The 15,694-nt window shown below is 72.1% G+C and carries 15 protein-coding genes; 7 read left to right on the forward strand and 8 right to left on the reverse strand.

Going from position 1 to position 15,694, the window contains the following annotated elements; all coding sequences use genetic code 11:
• Positions 1-57 precede the first annotated feature (57 nt).
• A complete protein-coding gene (locus tag OO62_RS06710; RefSeq protein ID WP_033266312.1) occupies positions 58-423 on the forward strand; it encodes a DsrE family protein in 366 nt (121 codons plus the stop codon).
• Positions 424-467: 44 nt separating this feature from the next.
• Here the strand turns inward: OO62_RS06710 and OO62_RS06715 are convergent, their stop codons facing one another.
• The 7 genes from OO62_RS06715 to OO62_RS06740 all read right to left on the reverse strand — a co-directional run bounded on the left by OO62_RS06715 (position 468) and on the right by OO62_RS06740 (position 5,127).
• Entirely contained in the window at positions 468-755 is a 288-nt protein-coding gene (locus OO62_RS06715) for a DUF3099 domain-containing protein (RefSeq protein ID WP_077193183.1), read from the reverse strand.
• Positions 756-910: 155 nt separating this feature from the next.
• On the reverse strand, positions 911-1,198 hold the full coding sequence (locus OO62_RS06720) for a DUF1416 domain-containing protein (protein WP_006603933.1): 288 nt from the start codon (positions 1,196-1,198) through the stop codon (positions 911-913).
• Between the two features lie 40 nt (positions 1,199-1,238).
• On the reverse strand, positions 1,239-2,084 hold the full coding sequence (locus OO62_RS06725) for a sulfurtransferase (protein WP_033266313.1): 846 nt from the start codon (positions 2,082-2,084) through the stop codon (positions 1,239-1,241).
• A gap of 177 nt (positions 2,085-2,261) precedes the next feature.
• Positions 2,262-2,369: a putative leader peptide gene (locus OO62_RS41665; protein ID WP_350728968.1), complete on the reverse strand. Its 108-nt coding sequence runs from the start codon at positions 2,367-2,369 to the stop codon at positions 2,262-2,264.
• Between the two features lie 211 nt (positions 2,370-2,580).
• Positions 2,581-3,282 carry an LmeA family phospholipid-binding protein gene (locus OO62_RS06730; RefSeq protein ID WP_033266314.1) on the reverse strand — a complete coding sequence of 234 codons (702 nt, stop codon included), beginning with the start codon at positions 3,280-3,282 and terminating at the stop codon, positions 2,581-2,583.
• 287 nt (positions 3,283-3,569) lie between these two features.
• On the reverse strand, positions 3,570-4,871 hold the full coding sequence (locus OO62_RS06735) for a hypothetical protein (protein ID WP_033266315.1): 1,302 nt from the start codon (positions 4,869-4,871) through the stop codon (positions 3,570-3,572).
• Positions 4,872-4,881: 10 nt separating this feature from the next.
• Positions 4,882-5,127: a MoaD/ThiS family protein gene (locus OO62_RS06740; protein WP_033266316.1), complete on the reverse strand. Its 246-nt coding sequence runs from the start codon at positions 5,125-5,127 to the stop codon at positions 4,882-4,884.
• A 206-nt stretch (positions 5,128-5,333) separates the two neighbouring features.
• Here OO62_RS06740 and OO62_RS06745 point away from each other — a divergent pair, with 206 nt between their 5' ends.
• The 4 genes from OO62_RS06745 (at position 5,334) to OO62_RS06760 (ending at position 12,605) form a co-directional block, all read left to right on the forward strand.
• Positions 5,334-7,067, forward strand: coding sequence for an ABC transporter ATP-binding protein (locus OO62_RS06745; protein ID WP_033266317.1), 1,734 nt, complete (start codon positions 5,334-5,336; stop codon positions 7,065-7,067).
• Positions 7,068-7,180: 113 nt separating this feature from the next.
• A complete protein-coding gene (locus tag OO62_RS06750) occupies positions 7,181-9,082 on the forward strand; it encodes an ABC transporter ATP-binding protein (protein ID WP_051732844.1) in 1,902 nt (633 codons plus the stop codon).
• A 330-nt stretch (positions 9,083-9,412) separates the two neighbouring features.
• Positions 9,413-10,144, forward strand: coding sequence for a DUF3800 domain-containing protein (locus OO62_RS36915; RefSeq protein ID WP_157850130.1), 732 nt, complete (start codon positions 9,413-9,415; stop codon positions 10,142-10,144).
• Between the two features lie 157 nt (positions 10,145-10,301).
• On the forward strand, positions 10,302-12,605 hold the full coding sequence (locus OO62_RS06760; RefSeq protein ID WP_228332508.1) for a hypothetical protein: 2,304 nt from the start codon (positions 10,302-10,304) through the stop codon (positions 12,603-12,605).
• A 15-nt stretch (positions 12,606-12,620) separates the two neighbouring features.
• Here OO62_RS06760 and OO62_RS06765 read toward each other — a convergent pair whose 3' ends face one another.
• On the reverse strand, positions 12,621-13,508 hold the full coding sequence (locus tag OO62_RS06765; RefSeq protein WP_078617046.1) for an alpha/beta hydrolase: 888 nt from the start codon (positions 13,506-13,508) through the stop codon (positions 12,621-12,623).
• A gap of 245 nt (positions 13,509-13,753) precedes the next feature.
• Here OO62_RS06765 and OO62_RS06770 point away from each other — a divergent pair, with 245 nt between their 5' ends.
• Both OO62_RS06770 and OO62_RS06775 read left to right on the forward strand, forming a co-directional pair.
• Positions 13,754-14,581, forward strand: coding sequence for a response regulator transcription factor (locus OO62_RS06770; RefSeq protein ID WP_033266319.1), 828 nt, complete (start codon positions 13,754-13,756; stop codon positions 14,579-14,581).
• Between the two features lie 24 nt (positions 14,582-14,605).
• Positions 14,606-15,631: a LacI family DNA-binding transcriptional regulator gene (locus OO62_RS06775; protein WP_033266320.1), complete on the forward strand. Its 1,026-nt coding sequence runs from the start codon at positions 14,606-14,608 to the stop codon at positions 15,629-15,631.
• Positions 15,632-15,694: the final 63 nt, after the last annotated feature.

The following is a 15,694-nucleotide window of genomic DNA, read 5'->3' on the forward strand; positions in this document are numbered from 1 at the left end:
GGTGACAGCGGCGCTGCGAGGTCCTCCGTCGGCCCCCTGCCCGCCTACTCTGGGGGCATGGCGAAGAAGCTCGTGATCAAGGTGACGGCGGGCGCGGACGCGCCCGAGCGGTGCTCGCAGGCGTTCACGGTGGCGGCGGTGGCGGTGGCCAGCGGCGTCGAGGTGTCGCTGTGGCTGACCGGGGAGTCGGTGTGGTTCGCGCTGCCGGGCCGGGCGGCGGAGTTCGAACTGCCGCACGCGGCGCCGCTGCCGGAGCTGATCGACGGCATCCGCGCGGGCGGCGGGGCGATCACGGTCTGCACGCAGTGCGCGGCCCGGCGCGACATCGAACAGAAGGACCTGATCGAGGGGGCGGGCATCGCCGGCGCCCAGGTGTTCGTCAGCGAGATCATGCCGGACGACGTCCAGGCGCTGGTGTACTGACCGGACGCAGGCGGGCGGCCCGGGCCCCGGCGACGTGCGGTGCCCTACTGCGGGTGCTTGTCGTCGCCCCGGTCGTCCAGCTCGCGCCACCAGCGGTCGGACTCGGGGTCGCCCGACTCGTCCCACCAGCGTTCGCCGGGCTCCCGCCGGTTGCCGATGATCGCCGCGACCGGCGGGATCACCATGGCGACGACGCACATACCCACCGCGACCGGCACCGACCACAGCCGCACCACGGCCCAGGCCAGCACGAACAGCACCAGGCACACGCCCATCAGCACGAAGTACCGGCGATGACGGCGCTCTGCGGGCGACCGGCGGTGCGCGTACATGACTCCACGGTAAGTCCGTGGCGGACCGGAAAGAAGTCGGGGGGACGCCGCTTCGCCCCGCGCGCCACGCAGAAGGGCCGCACCCCCGATCAAGGCGTCCAAACCTCTGGGGTGCGGCCCTCCGGCCGTACGGACGGTGCCTGTCGGCCCGTTCGTCAGACGGCGATGGCGACCTCCGCCAGGCCGCCCTTCTGGGCGACGACGGTGCGGTCCGCGGTGCCACCGGGGACGAGCGCGCGCAGCGTCCAGGTGCCCTCGGCCGCGTAGAAGCGGAACTGTCCGGTCGCGGAGGTGGGTACCTCGGCGGTGAACTCTCCGGTGCTGTCGAGGAGTCGGACGTAACCGGTGACGGGCTCGCCGTCGCGGGTCACGCTGCCCTGGATCGTCGTTTCACCGGGCTTGATGGTCGAGGCGTCCGGGCCGCCGGCCTGTGCTCCACACATAGGGGTACTTCCTTGAGGGGGTCGGGGGAGAAGCGCTTGCTTACTTGTTGGCGCCGAGCTCGATCGGGACGCCGACCAGCGAGCCGTACTCGGTCCAGGAGCCGTCGTAGTTCTTCACATTGGTCTGGCCGAGCAGCTCGTGCAGCACGAACCAGGTCAGCGCGGAGCGCTCACCGATGCGGCAGTAGGCGATGGTGTCCTTCGCCAGGTCGACGGACTCCTCCTCGTAGAGGGCCTTGAGCTCGTCGTCCGACTTGAAGGTGCCGTCGTCGTTGGCGTTCTTCGACCACGGGATGTTGCGGGCGCTGGGCACGTGGCCGGGGCGCTGCGACTGCTCCTGCGGGAGGTGGGCCGGGGCCAGCAGCTTGCCGCTGAACTCGTCGGGGGAGCGCACGTCGACGAGGTTGAGGCTGCCGATCGCGGCGACGACTTCGTCACGGAAGGCGCGGATGGAGGTGTCCTGGGCCTTCGCCTTGTACGCGGTGGCCGGGCGCTCGGGGACCTCGGAGCCGTCGACCAGGTCGCGGGAGTCCAGCTCCCACTTCTTGCGGCCGCCGTCGAGCAGCTTGACGCTGTCGTGGCCGTAGAGCTTGAAGTACCAGTACGCGTAGGACGCGAACCAGTTGTTGTTGCCGCCGTAGAGGACGACGGTGTCGTCGTTGGCGATCCCCTTGGCCGAGAGGAGCTTCTCGAAGCCCTCCTGGTCGACGAAGTCGCGGCGCACCGCGTCCTGGAGGTCCTGCTTCCAGTCGATGCGGACCGCGTTCCTGATGTGGTTCTTGTCGTAGGCCGAGGTGTCCTCGTCGACCTCGACGAGCACGACCTTCGGGTCGTCGAGGTGTGCCTCGACCCAGTCGGCGTCTACGAGGACGTCGCTACGGCTCATGTTCTTCTCCTCCGGGGCAGTTACGGGGGCAGTTGCGGAGTGGCACGTGGGTACGCCGGGTGCGCGCCGATGACTTCCGGGCGCCCCTCACTCTCGTACGGGGCGGGAATGGCGCTGTGCCGGACACGCGGGGTTCCGGCCCGAGGGGCCGGCCGGTGGGGACGGGGGAAGGACCCGTCAGGCAGGACGACAGAGCATGGCGGCGACGCGGCACAGGTCGACTGCCCGCCGCTTCGTGAGTACCGCCAGTCCCCGTGGGCGGGGACGGCTCAATGCGCTCTGCATGGCCCCGATCGTAGGGAGGCGAGGCGGGCCATGTCACCGGCGTGTCGAATGGCGAGACGTGATTGTCCGTATTGTGGGATGCACTGCCTCGCGCGGAGGCTCCCGGGCCGCCGGCGGCACGTCCGTACCGGTGGGGGGTCTGGCCTGCGGACCGGGGTGTCTCAGGGAATGGACGGCGGGCCGGTGGGGCGGCCCGCCGCGGGCGCCCGGCTCAGCCGGGGAGCTTGACGTCCTTGCCGGACGCGGAGATCGACAGGCCGTCCGCCTGGACCGTCACCTTGTCCAGCTTCAGGTTGCCGGGCAGCTGGTCCAGCTTCCAGTCGTGGTCGGTCTGCATGCGCACCCGGGTCTCACAGCTCGGGAGGGCCTTGCACATCGCGGGGAGCCCGTCGGCCCGCAGCCGGACGGTGTTCCCGCCGACGATGGTGATGGAGCCGGTGACGTCCAGCGAGCTGAGCACCGGCACGTTCGGGGAGATCTTGACCTGGCTGCGGCCGTTCTTCTGCCCGCCGTAGGAGATCTTGACGTTGCTGCCCGACGCCTTGGTCAGATCGGCAAAGCTGATGTGGGCCGTCCCGGTGGCCGAGGCGGCGCTCTGGATGGACATGTAGTCGCTGGTCAGCGCCACGTCGTGGAACTGCGCGGACAGCTTGTCGATGCGCAGGGTGCGGCCCTCGGCCCGGGCCTCGATGCCGCCGAGGTCCGCGTCGACCTCGTCCAGGTCGCGGGCGGCGACCTGGGTCAGGAAGGGAAAGCCCTTGATCGAGACCTTCGGGGTGCCCTGGAGCCCCTGGCTGGCGCGGATCTTGTCCGCCGCCTTGTCCTCGACGAGATTGACCGCCACCCGGTCGGCGGCCACGAACAGGCCGCCGAATATCACCAGGAGAACCACCAGCACGCGAAGTGCACGCATCGAACCACTCCCCCACACCTGGGCCGGATCCCGGCCGACTCGTCCGTGCAGGCCCCCTGCCTGCGCTCGGACAGACCCTAGAGGACGGGCTCGCCGGGACGGCAGCGGCGGTCGCCGCAGGGTGCGACGAGCGGCGGCCCGCGCGGCGAGAGGGCTGCGCGGGGGAGGGGGACCGCACGGTGGGTGCCCGCGCACGGCGACGGCGGCCGCCGGGCGCTCGGTGCGCGTCCGGCGGCCGCCGTCGTGTGCTCTCTGCGGCCCCTACAGGGCCGCTCAAGGGGCCGGGGTCAGCCCAGGGCCCGCCCCAGGACGTAGACCGCCGGGGCGGCCAGGGCCAGCGGCAGCGCGACACCGGCCGTCATGTGGACGAAGCGGGACGGGTAGTCGTAGCTGGCCACCCGCAGGCCGATCAGGGCGCAGCCGCCGGCCGCCAGGCCCAGCAGCGCACCGGACGTGCCCAGGCCGGTCAGCTGGCCCGCCCCGACCCCGGCGCCCGCGGCGGCGACCAGGGCGACACCGATCGAGACCGGGGCCGGCAGCGGCAGCGCGCGGGCGAGGGTGGCCACCCCGACCGCGGCGGCGCCGACCACCACGGCGTGCGGGCTCGCCGCGAGCTGCCCGCCGGCGAGCACCGCCAGCGCGGTCGAGGTCAGCCCCGCGGTCAGCGCGTACATCCGCTCGTCCGCGCTGCTGCGGTTGCGCAGCTGAAGGACGAGGACGAACAGGCACCACACGCCGAGCGTGCCGATGCCCACCAGGGGCGCGCTGTCGCGGTCGGTGAACAGCAGCGCGACATCGGTGGCCAGCCCGGCGAGGAACGCCAGCGCGATGCCCTGGCGGGCCGGCCACATGCCGTTGAGCCGGAACCATCCGGCGGCGGTGACCGCCTGGAGCAGCGCCACCGGTACGGCGAGCACCGGGCGGGCCAGCGGCCCGGTCAGCGCGAGCAGCAGAGCGAGCACCGCGGTCAGCGCGGCCGGCTGGATGCCGGGCGGGATGATCGGCGAGCGGCCCTCGGCGCGGGCCCGCTGGTTGGGGGCGAGCGGCGCGGTGGGCAGCGTCGGGACGGCGGGTGCCGGGGCGGCCGGCGCGGCCTCCGGGTGCCGGCGCGCGTACGGCTCCTCGGCCGGCTGCGGGCTCTGGTGCTGGGTGGGCAGGGGGCCGTAGTGCGGCTGCTGCGGCGCCTGGGGTTGGTGCTGGTGCGGCTGAGGCTGGTGATGCTGCGCCTGAGGAGGCTGGGGCGCCTGGTACGGCTGCTGCGGGCGTTGCTCCTGCGGCTGCTGCTGCCCGTAGGCGTCATAGCCGTACTGGCCCTGCCCGTAGGGGTTGTGCTGCTGGTGCTGCTGCGGGTGCTGGTGTGGCTGCTGGGCGGCGGCGCCGTACCCCTGCTGCCCGTAGGGGGCGCCGTACCCGGTCTGCGGGTCGTACGGCGCGGGCTGCCGGGGCGCAGCCTGCTGCGGCGCGGGCGCCGCCTGCCGGTCGTACCCCTCGTACCCCTCGTACGTCCCGTGCGGGTCGTACGCACCCGGTCGGCCGTAGGGGTCCTGCGGCGGGTACGGGCGGTGGTTCTGCGGCTGGTTGTCGCTCATATCGGTGCGCTCACCCTCCCGCGAACGGCGGCAGGACCTCGACGGTGCCGCCCTCGGCCAGCGGCACCGCCGCGTGGTCGCGGGCGCCGACCGGATCGCCGTCCACCAGGAATGAGCAGCGCATCAGCACGCGCGCGAACTCGGGGTTCGCGGCGTGCGCCGCGCGTGCCGCGTCGAGCGCCTCGGCGAGCGTCGCCGCCGCGTACGGCTCCTCTGCCGTGCCGGCGGCGGCCTTGGCCGCGGCCCAGTAGCGCACGGTGCCAGTTGTTGTCACGGCGGCCTCTTCGTCGTGTCGGTCGGGGGGCTGCCCGTGGTGGCGGGCACCCCGTCGTTGCCGCCTCCATGATGGCGCACGCGGCGGCCGGCCCCGTTCCGGGCACATTCCGCCGGAGAAACACGGCGGGCCCTCGCGTCCTCCGGAAATTCGATTGCCGAAGGCAAGCGTTCTAATAGGCTCTGCGTGTGTTGGTCCGACTAGCGCGGGCGCATCTGCGGCCCCACAGGCGCTCAATATCCCTGATCGTGCTGCTTCAGCTGATCCAGACCCTGGCAACTCTCTACCTGCCCACCCTCAACGCCGACATCATTGACAACGGTGTCGTGAAGGGGGACACGGGCTACATCTTCCGCATCGGCGGCTTCATGACCGCCGTGACGCTGCTGCAGATCGTCTGCGCCGTCGGAGCCGTCTATTTCGGTGCCCGTACGGCCATGGCCCTCGGCCGGGACATCCGCGCCGCGGTCTTCGACCGGGTGCAGTCCTTCTCCGCCCGTGAGGTCGGCACCTTCGGCGCGCCGTCCCTGATCACGCGCACCACCAACGACGTCCAGCAGGTCCAGATGCTGGTGCTGATGACCTTCACGATGATGGTCTCGGCGCCGATCATGTGCGTCGGCGGCGTCGTCATGGCGCTCAATCAGGACGTACCGCTCTCCGGTCTCCTGCTGGTCATCGTCCCGGTCCTCGGGATCCTCGTCTCACTGATCGTGCGCCGGATGCGTCCGCTCTTCCGCGGGGTGCAGGAGCGCATCGACACCGTCAACCGCGTCCTGCGCGAGCAGATCGCCGGTATCCGCGTCATCCGCGCCTTCGTCCGTGACACGCACGAACGCGAGCGGTTCGCCGGGGCCAACACCGATCTGTACGACGTCTCGGTGCGCGCCGGCCGGCTGATGTCGATGATGTTCCCGCTGGTGATGCTGATCGTGAACCTCTCCAGCGTGGCCGTCGTCTGGTTCGGCGGGCTGCGCATCGACAGCGGTTCGATGCAGATCGGCGCGCTGACCGCGTTCCTCAGCTACCTGATGTACATCCTGATGTCGATCATGATGGCGACGTTCATGGTGATGATGCTGCCGCGCGCGGAGGTCTGCGCCGAGCGCGTCCAGGAGGTGCTGACGACCGACTCCAGTGTCGCGCCGGCCGAGAACCCCGTCACCGAGCTGCGCCGCCGCGGCGAACTGGAGCTGCGCAACGTCGAGTTCCGCTTCCCGGGCGCCGAGCAGCCGGTCCTCAAGGACATCTCGCTGACCGCCCTCCCCGGCGAGACCACCGCCGTCATCGGCTCCACCGGCAGCGGCAAGTCCACCCTGCTCGGCCTCGTCCCCCGGCTCTTCGACGCGACCGGCGGCACGGTCCTGGTCGACGGCGAGGACGTGCGCACCCTCGACCAGGAGACGCTGGCCGGGGCGATCGGACTGGTCCCGCAGAAGCCGTACCTCTTCTCGGGGACGGTCGCCACCAACCTCCGCTACGGCAACCCGGACGCCACCGACGAGGAGCTGTGGCAGGCCCTGGAGACCGCCCAGGCCCGCGACTTCGTCGAGCGGATGGACGGCGGCCTGGACGCCGCCATCGCCCAGGGCGGCACCAACGTCTCCGGCGGCCAGCGCCAGCGGCTGGCCATCGCCCGCGCCCTGGTGCGCCGCCCCGAGATCTACCTCTTCGACGACTCCTTCTCCGCCCTGGACTACGCGACGGACGCCGCGCTGCGCGCCGCGCTCGGCCGGGAGACGGACCGGGCGACGGTCGTGATCGTCGCCCAGCGGGTCTCCACGATCCGCGGCGCCGACCGGATCGTCGTGCTGGACGAGGGCCGGGTCGTGGGCACCGGCACCCACAGCGAACTGATGGCCGACAACGAGACCTACCGGGAGATCGTGCTCTCCCAGCTCACCGAGCAGGAGGCGGCGTGACCACCGCGGACAAGGGGGCGGCCGCGCGCGCCGAGACCCCGGCGGCCACCGAGGAGACCCCTCAGGCCGCACCCCGGAGAGGCCCGGCCCCGGCGGCCGGCCCGGCCCGGTTCATGGGCGGCCAGCCCGCCGAGAAATCGATGGACTTCAAGGGCTCCGGCAAACGGCTGCTGGCCCAGATGCGTCCCGAGCGCGGCATCATCTCCGTCGCGCTGGTGCTGGGCGTGCTGAGCGTGGCGCTGACCGTCATCGGCCCCAAGGTCCTCGGCCACGCGACCGACCTGATCATGTCCGGCATCGTCGGCCGCAAGCTGCCCGAGGGGATCACCAAGGCCCAGGCCGCGGCGCAGCTGCGCGCCCACGGGCAGGGCGGGCTCGCCGACATGCTCGGCGCGATGCCGGTCGTCCCCGGCCAGGGCATCGACTTCGACGCGGTGGGCGTGGTCCTGCTCTGGGTCACCCTGATCTACGCGGGATCCTCGCTCTTCGGCTTCGTCCAGGCCCGGATCGCCACCCGGGTCGTCCAGCGCGCCGTCTACCGGATGCGCGAGCAGGTCGAGGAGAAGCTGGCCCGGCTGCCGCTGAGCTACTTCGACAAGCAGCAGCGCGGCGAGGTCCTCTCCCGGGCCACCAACGACATCGACAACATCCAGCAGACGCTGCAGCAGACCCTCAGCCAGATCGTGGCCTCGCTGCTGACCATCGTCGGCGTGCTCGCCATGATGTTCTGGATCTCCTGGCTGCTGGCGCTGGTCGCCCTGATCACGGTGCCGGTCTCCGTCGTCGTGGCCACCAAGGTCGGCAAGCGCGCCCAGCCGCAGTTCGTCCAGCAGTGGAAGACGACCGGCAAGCTCAACGCCCACATCGAGGAGATGTACACCGGCCACAGCCTGGTGAAGGTCTTCGGCCGGCAGCGGGAGTCCGCCGAGCTGTTCCGCGAGCAGAACGAGGCGCTCTACGCCGCGGGCTTCAAGGCCCAGTTCATCTCCGGCATCATCCAGCCCGCGATGATGTTCATCGGCAACCTCAACTACGTGCTGGTGGCGGTGGTCGGCGGACTGCGCGTCGCCTCCGGGGCACTGTCCATCGGTGACGTGCAGGCGTTCATCCAGTACTCCCGCCAGTTCAGCCAGCCGCTGACCCAGGTGGCCTCGATGGCCAACCTCGTCCAGTCCGGCGTCGCCTCCGCCGAGCGGGTCTTCGAACTGCTCGACGCCGACGAGCAGGAACCCGACCCCGAGCACGCCGAGCGCCCCGAAGAGGTCCGCGGCCGCGTCGAGTTCGAGGACGTCTCGTTCTCGTACACCCCCGACAAGCCGCTCATCGAGAACCTCTCGCTCGCCGTCCACCCCGGCCAGACCGTCGCGATCGTGGGCCCGACCGGCGCCGGCAAGACCACCCTCGTCAACCTCCTGATGCGCTTCTACGAGGTCGGCGGCGGCCGGATCACCCTCGACGGCACCGACATCGCCGCCATGTCCCGCGAGGAGCTGCGCGCCAACATCGGCATGGTCCTCCAGGACACCTGGCTCTTCGGCGGCACGATCGCGGAGAACATCGCCTACGGCGCCCCGTCCGGCACCTCGCTGGACAAGATCGTCGAGGCCGCCCGCGCCACCCACGTCGACCGCTTCGTGCGCACCCTCCCCGACGGCTACGACACCGTCATCGACGAGGAGGGCGGCAACGTGTCGGTCGGCGAGAAGCAGCTGATCACCATCGCCCGCGCGTTCCTCGCCGAGCCCGCCATCCTCGTCCTGGACGAGGCCACCAGCTCGGTCGACACCCGCACCGAGGTCCTCATCCAGCAGGCGATGGCCCAGCTCCGCGCCGGCCGCACCAGCTTCGTCATCGCCCACCGTCTCTCCACCATCCGTGACGCCGACACCATCCTCGTCATGGAGAACGGCAGCATCGTCGAACAGGGCTCCCACGACGCCCTGTTGGCCGCGAACGGCGCCTACGCGCGCCTGTACGCGGCCCAGTTCGCCGAGGCGGTGGCCGAGACGGGCTGAGACCGGGCCGCTCTCCCCGGTCCCGCGTCCGATGAGATCGGCATTTAAACGCACATCGAGGGCGGTCCGTCGCTAACGTAAGACACGAACGTGTCGTACGGGCGGATCGCGACGTATGGGGCCGGGAATTGTCCCGGAGGCCCCGGCTCCCAGGAGGAACTCCTGTGGCAGCCGGGGCTGTTGCCGGTGATGGGTGCACGCCGAAATGGGGCCTCTCCTCACCATCGGGCGGCAACCGCGCGGAACCTCCGGGGACGACGTCGCGCGTGGCGAGGGGCTCCACCGCCCTGCCCCGTCGGATCGGCGAGGCGGCAGGAAGACGGTCCGGCGGTGTTGCCGGGAACAACCGAGCAGCTCCACCGCATGGAGCCGGCCCTGACCACTGCGCACACGCCGACCAGGATCTACTACGTGGACGACTCGGGCGATGCCAGAAGCCTCGCCGTCATCGGCTGGTTAGGCATCGAACTCGCCCACTGGCAGCCGGCTTTGGACAGCTGGCAGCACTTCCGGCGCGGCCTGCACACCGACCCGGCCCTCGACATCCGCGCCGATGACGAACTGCACGCCGTGAACCTCGCCGCGGGCCGCGGCCGCCGCCTCAACGAAGCCGTACGCACCCACGGCGAGGTGCAGAAGTCCCGGTACCGGGACGTCGTGCGGCGCGGACTGGAGACCGTGGCGAAGATGCCCGGCGCGACGGCCGGTGCGGCCTACCGCCGGACCCACGACATCGGCCGGGACCGCGCCGGCCTCTACGCGGCGTGGATCGAACGCCTCAACGCGCAGCACGCGGCGTCCGGCAGCCATGCGCTCGTCGTGGTGGACGGGGACGGCACCGAGCACGCGCTGCGCCGGGCCCACCGCGCACTCCAGGGCGGCGCCCGGCACGTCATCGAGGACCCGCTGTTCGTCCCGGCGCACCGCAACCACCTGGTGCAGGCGGCGGACTTCATCGCGCACGCGGCGTTCCAGCACCTGGCCCGCCAACCGAACCGCGAGCCGATGCGGGAGTGGTTCCCGGAGATCCTGCCGGACGCAGGGCCCCCGGTGGCCCTGTGACCCCCGCCGTTGCCGGTGCCGCTCTCCGGGCTCCGGGCGCCGGGCCCCGGCCATCGGTCGGGGCCCGGCCATCGGACCTGGTGCCCCGGATACCCGGGCCAGGACCGCGCTTCTACCTTCGCACATCACTTGTCGCCGATGGAGGTTCGTACCGACGATGACGACGGAAGAGAAGATCACCTTCGACTGGGGCGACACCCGGGTCGAGGTGTCGGGCTTCCAGCCCGTCCTGCCCAAGGCCCCCGACGGCGACGACCGGCAGAAGGTGATCGCCGCCGCGCGCACCAACCGGCTCGCCGCGCTGCCCGAGGACGCCTGGCACGCCGTCGCCCGCGGCGCGGTGACGCCCGAGGCGGTGGCCGTCCAGCTCCAGAGCCAGGCCGGCGAGGCCGGCCTGCTGATGGCGGAGCACGTCGACGGAGCCACCCTCAGATCGCTGCACAGCCGGGTCTGGCTCACCGAGTTGTTCCCCGGCATCCAGCCGCGGACCGGCCAGGAGGCCATGGAGATCCCCGATCCCAAGGTCATGGGGGTCGTCCGCGACGGCCGGCCCGAGGCGCTGCTGACGTACGAGTACCAGGACCACGACCACCTGCGGAACCACCTCTGGCAGACCATCGAGGGCACCCTCCGGCTCAACAGTTACGCACCGTCCGTCCTCGCCCGCCGGGTGACCCGCGCGGTCATCGCGCACCCGGTGGAGCTCCGCTTCGAGGACGGCTCCGACCCGGTGTACGCCCTCGTCGTCCGCGACGGCATCACCCGCGTCGCCAGCGCCTGGAACGTCCTGGCCGGGCCGCGCGCGGAGCCCGACGAGGTGGCGGACCTCGCCGCGGACGTGCTGCTGGCCGGGGCCGAGGGGGCGCGGACCGAGGCCGGCAAGACCCGCAGCCAGCACATGGGGCAGGCGCGGGAGGCCCAACGCCGCAAACTGCGCGAGGAGTTCGAACGCGGCTGCGCCCCGGGGCAGCGCCCCTCCGACCGGGCGATCCAGATCGGGCAGACGTATGTGCTGCCCGCGCAGATCGCCGTGGGCGTCGAGCCCTACCCGGACAACAAGCTGGACGACGCGGACCTCTTCGACGACGCGCTGCGCTCGATCCTGGCCAGCGTGCACGTGGAGTTCAAGGAATGGACCCCGGCGGCCCAGAACGTCGAGGTCGCCAGCCGGGCGCTCAACCGCCTCGTGCAGATCCCGCCGGACGGCGTGGACGCCGACGACCTGCGCCACGTCTACGGGCTCGCCGTCGGACGGATCGGCACCGCCGAGTTCCCCAAGGTGTTCAAGAACGGCGACATCCCGGGGACCGCGCTGTGGCGGGCCGTCTACCTGGTCAACATCCTGACCCGTCCGGACCTCTTCGAGGCGCTGAAGAACTACGCCAAGGAGATCAAGGGCGAACGCCGCATGGCGACCAAGGGCTTCGCGGGTCTGCTCGGCCCGCTCGTGGACCGTCCCTGGCGCACGGCCAAGCAGGACGTGACGAAGCAGGCCCGGAACGCCTGGACGAACGGCGGGGTGCTCTGCGACGACGTGGTGAAGGCCGACTGGGACCCGGTCCCCACCGACGACTTCACCACCCTGGTGGAACCCGCCCGGAAGGGCGACGAGAACGCCCGCCTCACCCTCGCCGTCGGCGGCGGCGTGGCCCTCATCGCGGACAAACTCCTCACCCGCAACGTGGGCTCGGCGGTGGGCGCCCCGCGGGAGAACGGCGGCGTGCCGTTCCGCGCGGACGTCCACACGACGGTGGGGAATCTGGCCCGCAGGGACAACGAGCTGGGCCTGTGGACGCTCGCCCTGACCGCGCAGCGCTTCCTGGACACCGGTCTGCCGCGCAACGCCGCCACCCGCCGGCCGCTGGTCAAGCGGACCGATCCGGCGCAGGACGACGACAGCTACGTGCACCACAAGATCGACCTCGCGGCACCCGACCGCGTCTGCCGGGACGAGGCGGGCGAGCCCGTACTGCTGACCCAGTGGGACGTGGTCTGGGCGTCGGACGAACCCAAGGCCCGCAAGGAGACCGCGAAGCGGCACACGCAGTACGGCGGGCTCCTGGCCGGTCCCTCCGCGCCGGGCGACGGGCAGGCGGCGTCCGGTGCCGCCGATGACGAGCGGGCCGAGGACGCACCGACCGGCCCGGGCCCGAGGAAGCAGTCCGCCGCTCAGCGCAGCGCGACGGAGCGCCGGCGGCTCGGCGAGCTCCTGGAGCAGGCCCGGGACTCCATCGACGCCCTGCTGGACCTCGCGCCCCAGGTCGGCACCTGGCCGCCGCTGCTCGGGCGGGCGGAGGAGTGGGGCAAGCTCCACAGCTCCGCCTCGCACGTGCAGGCCGCACTGTGGAACCACCGGCCCCCGGAGGCCGACCCGGACACGGACGGCGAGGAGGAGCCGGAGGACGGGCCGGAGGCGCACGACGAGGACGGGGACGAGTCGGCGGCGGAAGCCGGCGAGTGACGCCCGGCCGGCGGATCAGGGGTGCGCGGCGTCGCCCCGGTCCGCCGGGACGTGCCCGGTGATCCACTCCGCCACCCGCGCCAGCAGCCCGGCGTCCGCCGCGTTCTCCGCGTGGCCGAAGCCCGGCTCGATCCACAGTTCCGCCGTGGCGGGGTCGGCCGCGGCCAGCAGCATCCGCGGGTGGTCGAGCGGGAAGTACGGGTCGCGGTCGCCGTGGACGAGGAGGAGGGGGGTGGGGGCGATCAGCGGGACGGCCTCGGTGGGCGAGAGGGGGACGGGGTCCCAGTCCTCGGGGTGGATGCGGGTGCGCAGCACGAGGCGGGAGACGAGCCGGCCGGAGGGGAGGGTGACGGCCCGGTGGAGGCGGCGCATAGGGGCGGTCCCGCGGTAGTACCAGCGGGCCGGTGCGCTGATCGAGACGACCGTGTCGGTGTGCGCACCCGTGCGCTCCCTGTGCGCTCCCCGGCCGTACAGGGCCGCGTGCCGCAGCACGACGGAGCCGCCCATGGAGAAGCCGACGGTGGCGATCCGGCGGTGGCCCAGCGCCCGCGCCCAGCGGACCGCGGCGGCCAGGTCCAGCACCTCCCGGTCGCCGACCGTCGAGCGGCCCCCGGACCGGCCGTGACCCCGGAAGGAGAACGTGATCACGTCCGCATGCTGGGAAAATGCGGCAGTCGCGCGAAGAAGTGCGGGCCGGTCCAGCGCCCCGGTGAAACCGTGTGCGAGGACGATCGCCGAGGGGGCCGGCGGGGTGGCCGGATCCGCGTGGGCACGGGCCTTCCGGGGGGTGTGGGCGGCCTCGATCCGCACCCCGTCATCCGTCAACAAGGACACGCGATGACCACTCGAAGTGATCGACGGAACACAAGAACGTGCAAAATCGGCCTCGGGTCCGGAAGTCATGTGAGCTATTCTGCTGGGCAAGAAGGATCCGGGCAGCGTTGCCCCCGGGTCCTTTTGTGCTTTCAGCCACGTACGCGCGGCTGCGAGGACCGTACGAAGCAGTGCCGCAGACTCCCCCGGCCAGGGCCGGGTGGTGCCCCCGTCGCAGGGACCGAGGAGGAACCAGACGTCATGGGCGAGCGAAGCAGGCAGGACCGCGAGCAGATCAGGGTGGAAAGCTCCGGAAACCGGGCAGGTGGTCGGAGGTGAGTTCGCTCCTGCTGCTGACCAACGCACTCCAGCCGTCGACGGAGGTGCTCCCGGCGCTCGGCCTGCTGCTGCACAGCGTGCGGGTGGCCCCGGCCGAGGGCCCGGCCCTCATCGACACCCCCGGGGCCGACGTCATACTGATCGACGGCCGCCGCGACCTGCCCCACGTACGGTCCCTGTGCCAGCTGCTGCGGTCCACCGGCCCCGGCTGCCCGCTGGTCCTGGTCGTCACCGAGGGCGGCCTGGCCGCCGTCACCGCCGACTGGGGCGTCGACGACGTCATGCTGGACACGGCCGGCCCGGCCGAGGTCGAGGCCCGGCTGCGGCTGGCGATGGGCCGCCAGCAGATCACCACCGACGACGGCCCCATGGAGATCCGCAACGGCGACCTCTCGGTGGACGAGGCGACCTACAGCGCCAAGCTGAAGGGCCGGGTCCTGGACCTGACCTTCAAGGAGTTCGAGCTGCTGAAGTACCTCGCCCAGCACCCGGGCCGGGTCTTCACCCGCGCCCAGCTCCTGCAGGAGGTCTGGGGCTACGACTACTTCGGCGGCACCCGCACCGTCGACGTGCACGTCCGGCGGCTGCGCGCCAAGCTCGGCCCCGAGCACGAGTCGCTGATCGGCACGGTCCGCAACGTCGGCTACCGCTTCGTCACGCCCGAGAAGCCGGACCGCTCCGCGGAGTCCAAGGCCAAGGGGGACGCCGCGAAGGCGGCGCAGTCCTCCGACGGCGGCCGCCCGGCACCCGCCGACGGCGACACCGCCGCCCGGCCGGTCGCCCCGGCTTCCGAATCCACGGGCGCACGGCCTGCCCGCCGGTAGGACCACCCGCGTAGACTGCCGCGCGTGGCCAAGGTGACGCGGGATGATGTGGCAAGACTGGCGGGTACGTCGACCGCTGTTGTCAGTTACGTCATCAACAACGGACCACGGCCGGTCGCCCCGGCCACGCGCGAGCGGGTGCTCGCCGCCATCAAGGAGCTCGGCTACCGGCCGGACCGCGTCGCGCAGGCGATGGCGTCCCGCCGTACCGACCTCATAGGTCTGATCGTGCCGGACACCCGGCAGCCGTTCTTCGCGGAGATGGCGCACGCCGTCGAACAGGCCGCCGCCGAGCGCGGGAAGATGGTGCTGGTCGGCAACGCCAACTACCTCGACGAGCGCGAGGTGCACTACCTGCGCGCGTTCCTCGGGATGCGGGTGTCCGGGCTGATCCTGATCAGCCAGGGCCCCAGCGAGCACGCCGCCGCCGAGATCGACGCCTGGGACGCCCGGGTGGTGCTGCTGCACCGCCGGCCGGACGCCATCGACGACGTCGCGGTGATGACCGACGACATCTGGGGCGCGCAGCTGGCGACCCGGCACCTGCTGGAGCACGGCCATCCGTACGTCGCCTTCCTCGGCGGCACGGAGGAGACCCCGAAGTCCGGCGACCCGGTCACCGACCACGTCGAGGGCTGGCGCCGGGCGATGCTGGAGTCGGGCAAGCCCTCGGAGGGCCGCTACTTCGAGGCGCCGTACAACCGCTACGACGCCTACCAGGTCGCGCTGAAGCTGCTGGCCGGGCCGGACCGGCCGCCGGCCATCATGTGCGCCACCGACGACCAGGCCATCGGCGTGCTGCGGGCCGCCCGTGAGCTGCGCATCGACGTGCCCGGCGAACTGGCCGTCGCGGGCTTCGACGACGTCAAGGAAGCCGCCCTCACCGACCCGCCGCTGACCACCGTCGCCTCCGACCGCCAGGCGATGGCCCGGGCCGCGGTCGACCTGGTGCTGGACGACGGCCTGCGCATCGTCGGCTCCCGCCGCGAGCGCCTGCGGCAGTTCCCCTCGCGCCTGGTCGTCCGCCGCTCCTGCGGCTGCGGCGGCTGACCCGCGCCGGGCTGCCTTTATATCGGGCATACCCACTTCTGTCGGGTCTCTCAGGACGCTCTC

Source organism: Streptomyces lydicus (genome assembly GCF_000717345.1).
Taxonomy (GTDB): domain Bacteria; phylum Actinomycetota; class Actinomycetes; order Streptomycetales; family Streptomycetaceae; genus Streptomyces; species Streptomyces lydicus.

Excerpts from the sequence above, each read along its gene's own strand:
- OO62_RS06710 (WP_033266312.1), top strand. The coding sequence starts at position 58 with ATGGCGAAGAAGCTCGTGATCAAGGTGACGGCGGGCGCGGACGCGCCC.
- OO62_RS06715 (WP_077193183.1), bottom strand. The coding sequence starts at position 755 with ATGTACGCGCACCGCCGGTCGCCCGCAGAGCGCCGTCATCGCCGGTAC.
- OO62_RS06720 (WP_006603933.1), bottom strand. The coding sequence starts at position 1,198 with ATGTGTGGAGCACAGGCCGGCGGCCCGGACGCCTCGACCATCAAGCCC.
- OO62_RS06725 (WP_033266313.1), bottom strand. The coding sequence starts at position 2,084 with ATGAGCCGTAGCGACGTCCTCGTAGACGCCGACTGGGTCGAGGCACAC.
- OO62_RS41665 (WP_350728968.1), bottom strand. The coding sequence starts at position 2,369 with ATGCAGAGCGCATTGAGCCGTCCCCGCCCACGGGGACTGGCGGTACTC.
- OO62_RS06730 (WP_033266314.1), bottom strand. The coding sequence starts at position 3,282 with ATGCGTGCACTTCGCGTGCTGGTGGTTCTCCTGGTGATATTCGGCGGC.
- OO62_RS06735 (WP_033266315.1), bottom strand. The coding sequence starts at position 4,871 with ATGAGCGACAACCAGCCGCAGAACCACCGCCCGTACCCGCCGCAGGAC.
- OO62_RS06750 (WP_051732844.1), top strand. The coding sequence starts at position 7,181 with ATGGGCGGCCAGCCCGCCGAGAAATCGATGGACTTCAAGGGCTCCGGC.
- OO62_RS06760 (WP_228332508.1), top strand. The coding sequence starts at position 10,302 with ATGACGACGGAAGAGAAGATCACCTTCGACTGGGGCGACACCCGGGTC.
- OO62_RS06765 (WP_078617046.1), bottom strand. The coding sequence starts at position 13,508 with ATGACTTCCGGACCCGAGGCCGATTTTGCACGTTCTTGTGTTCCGTCG.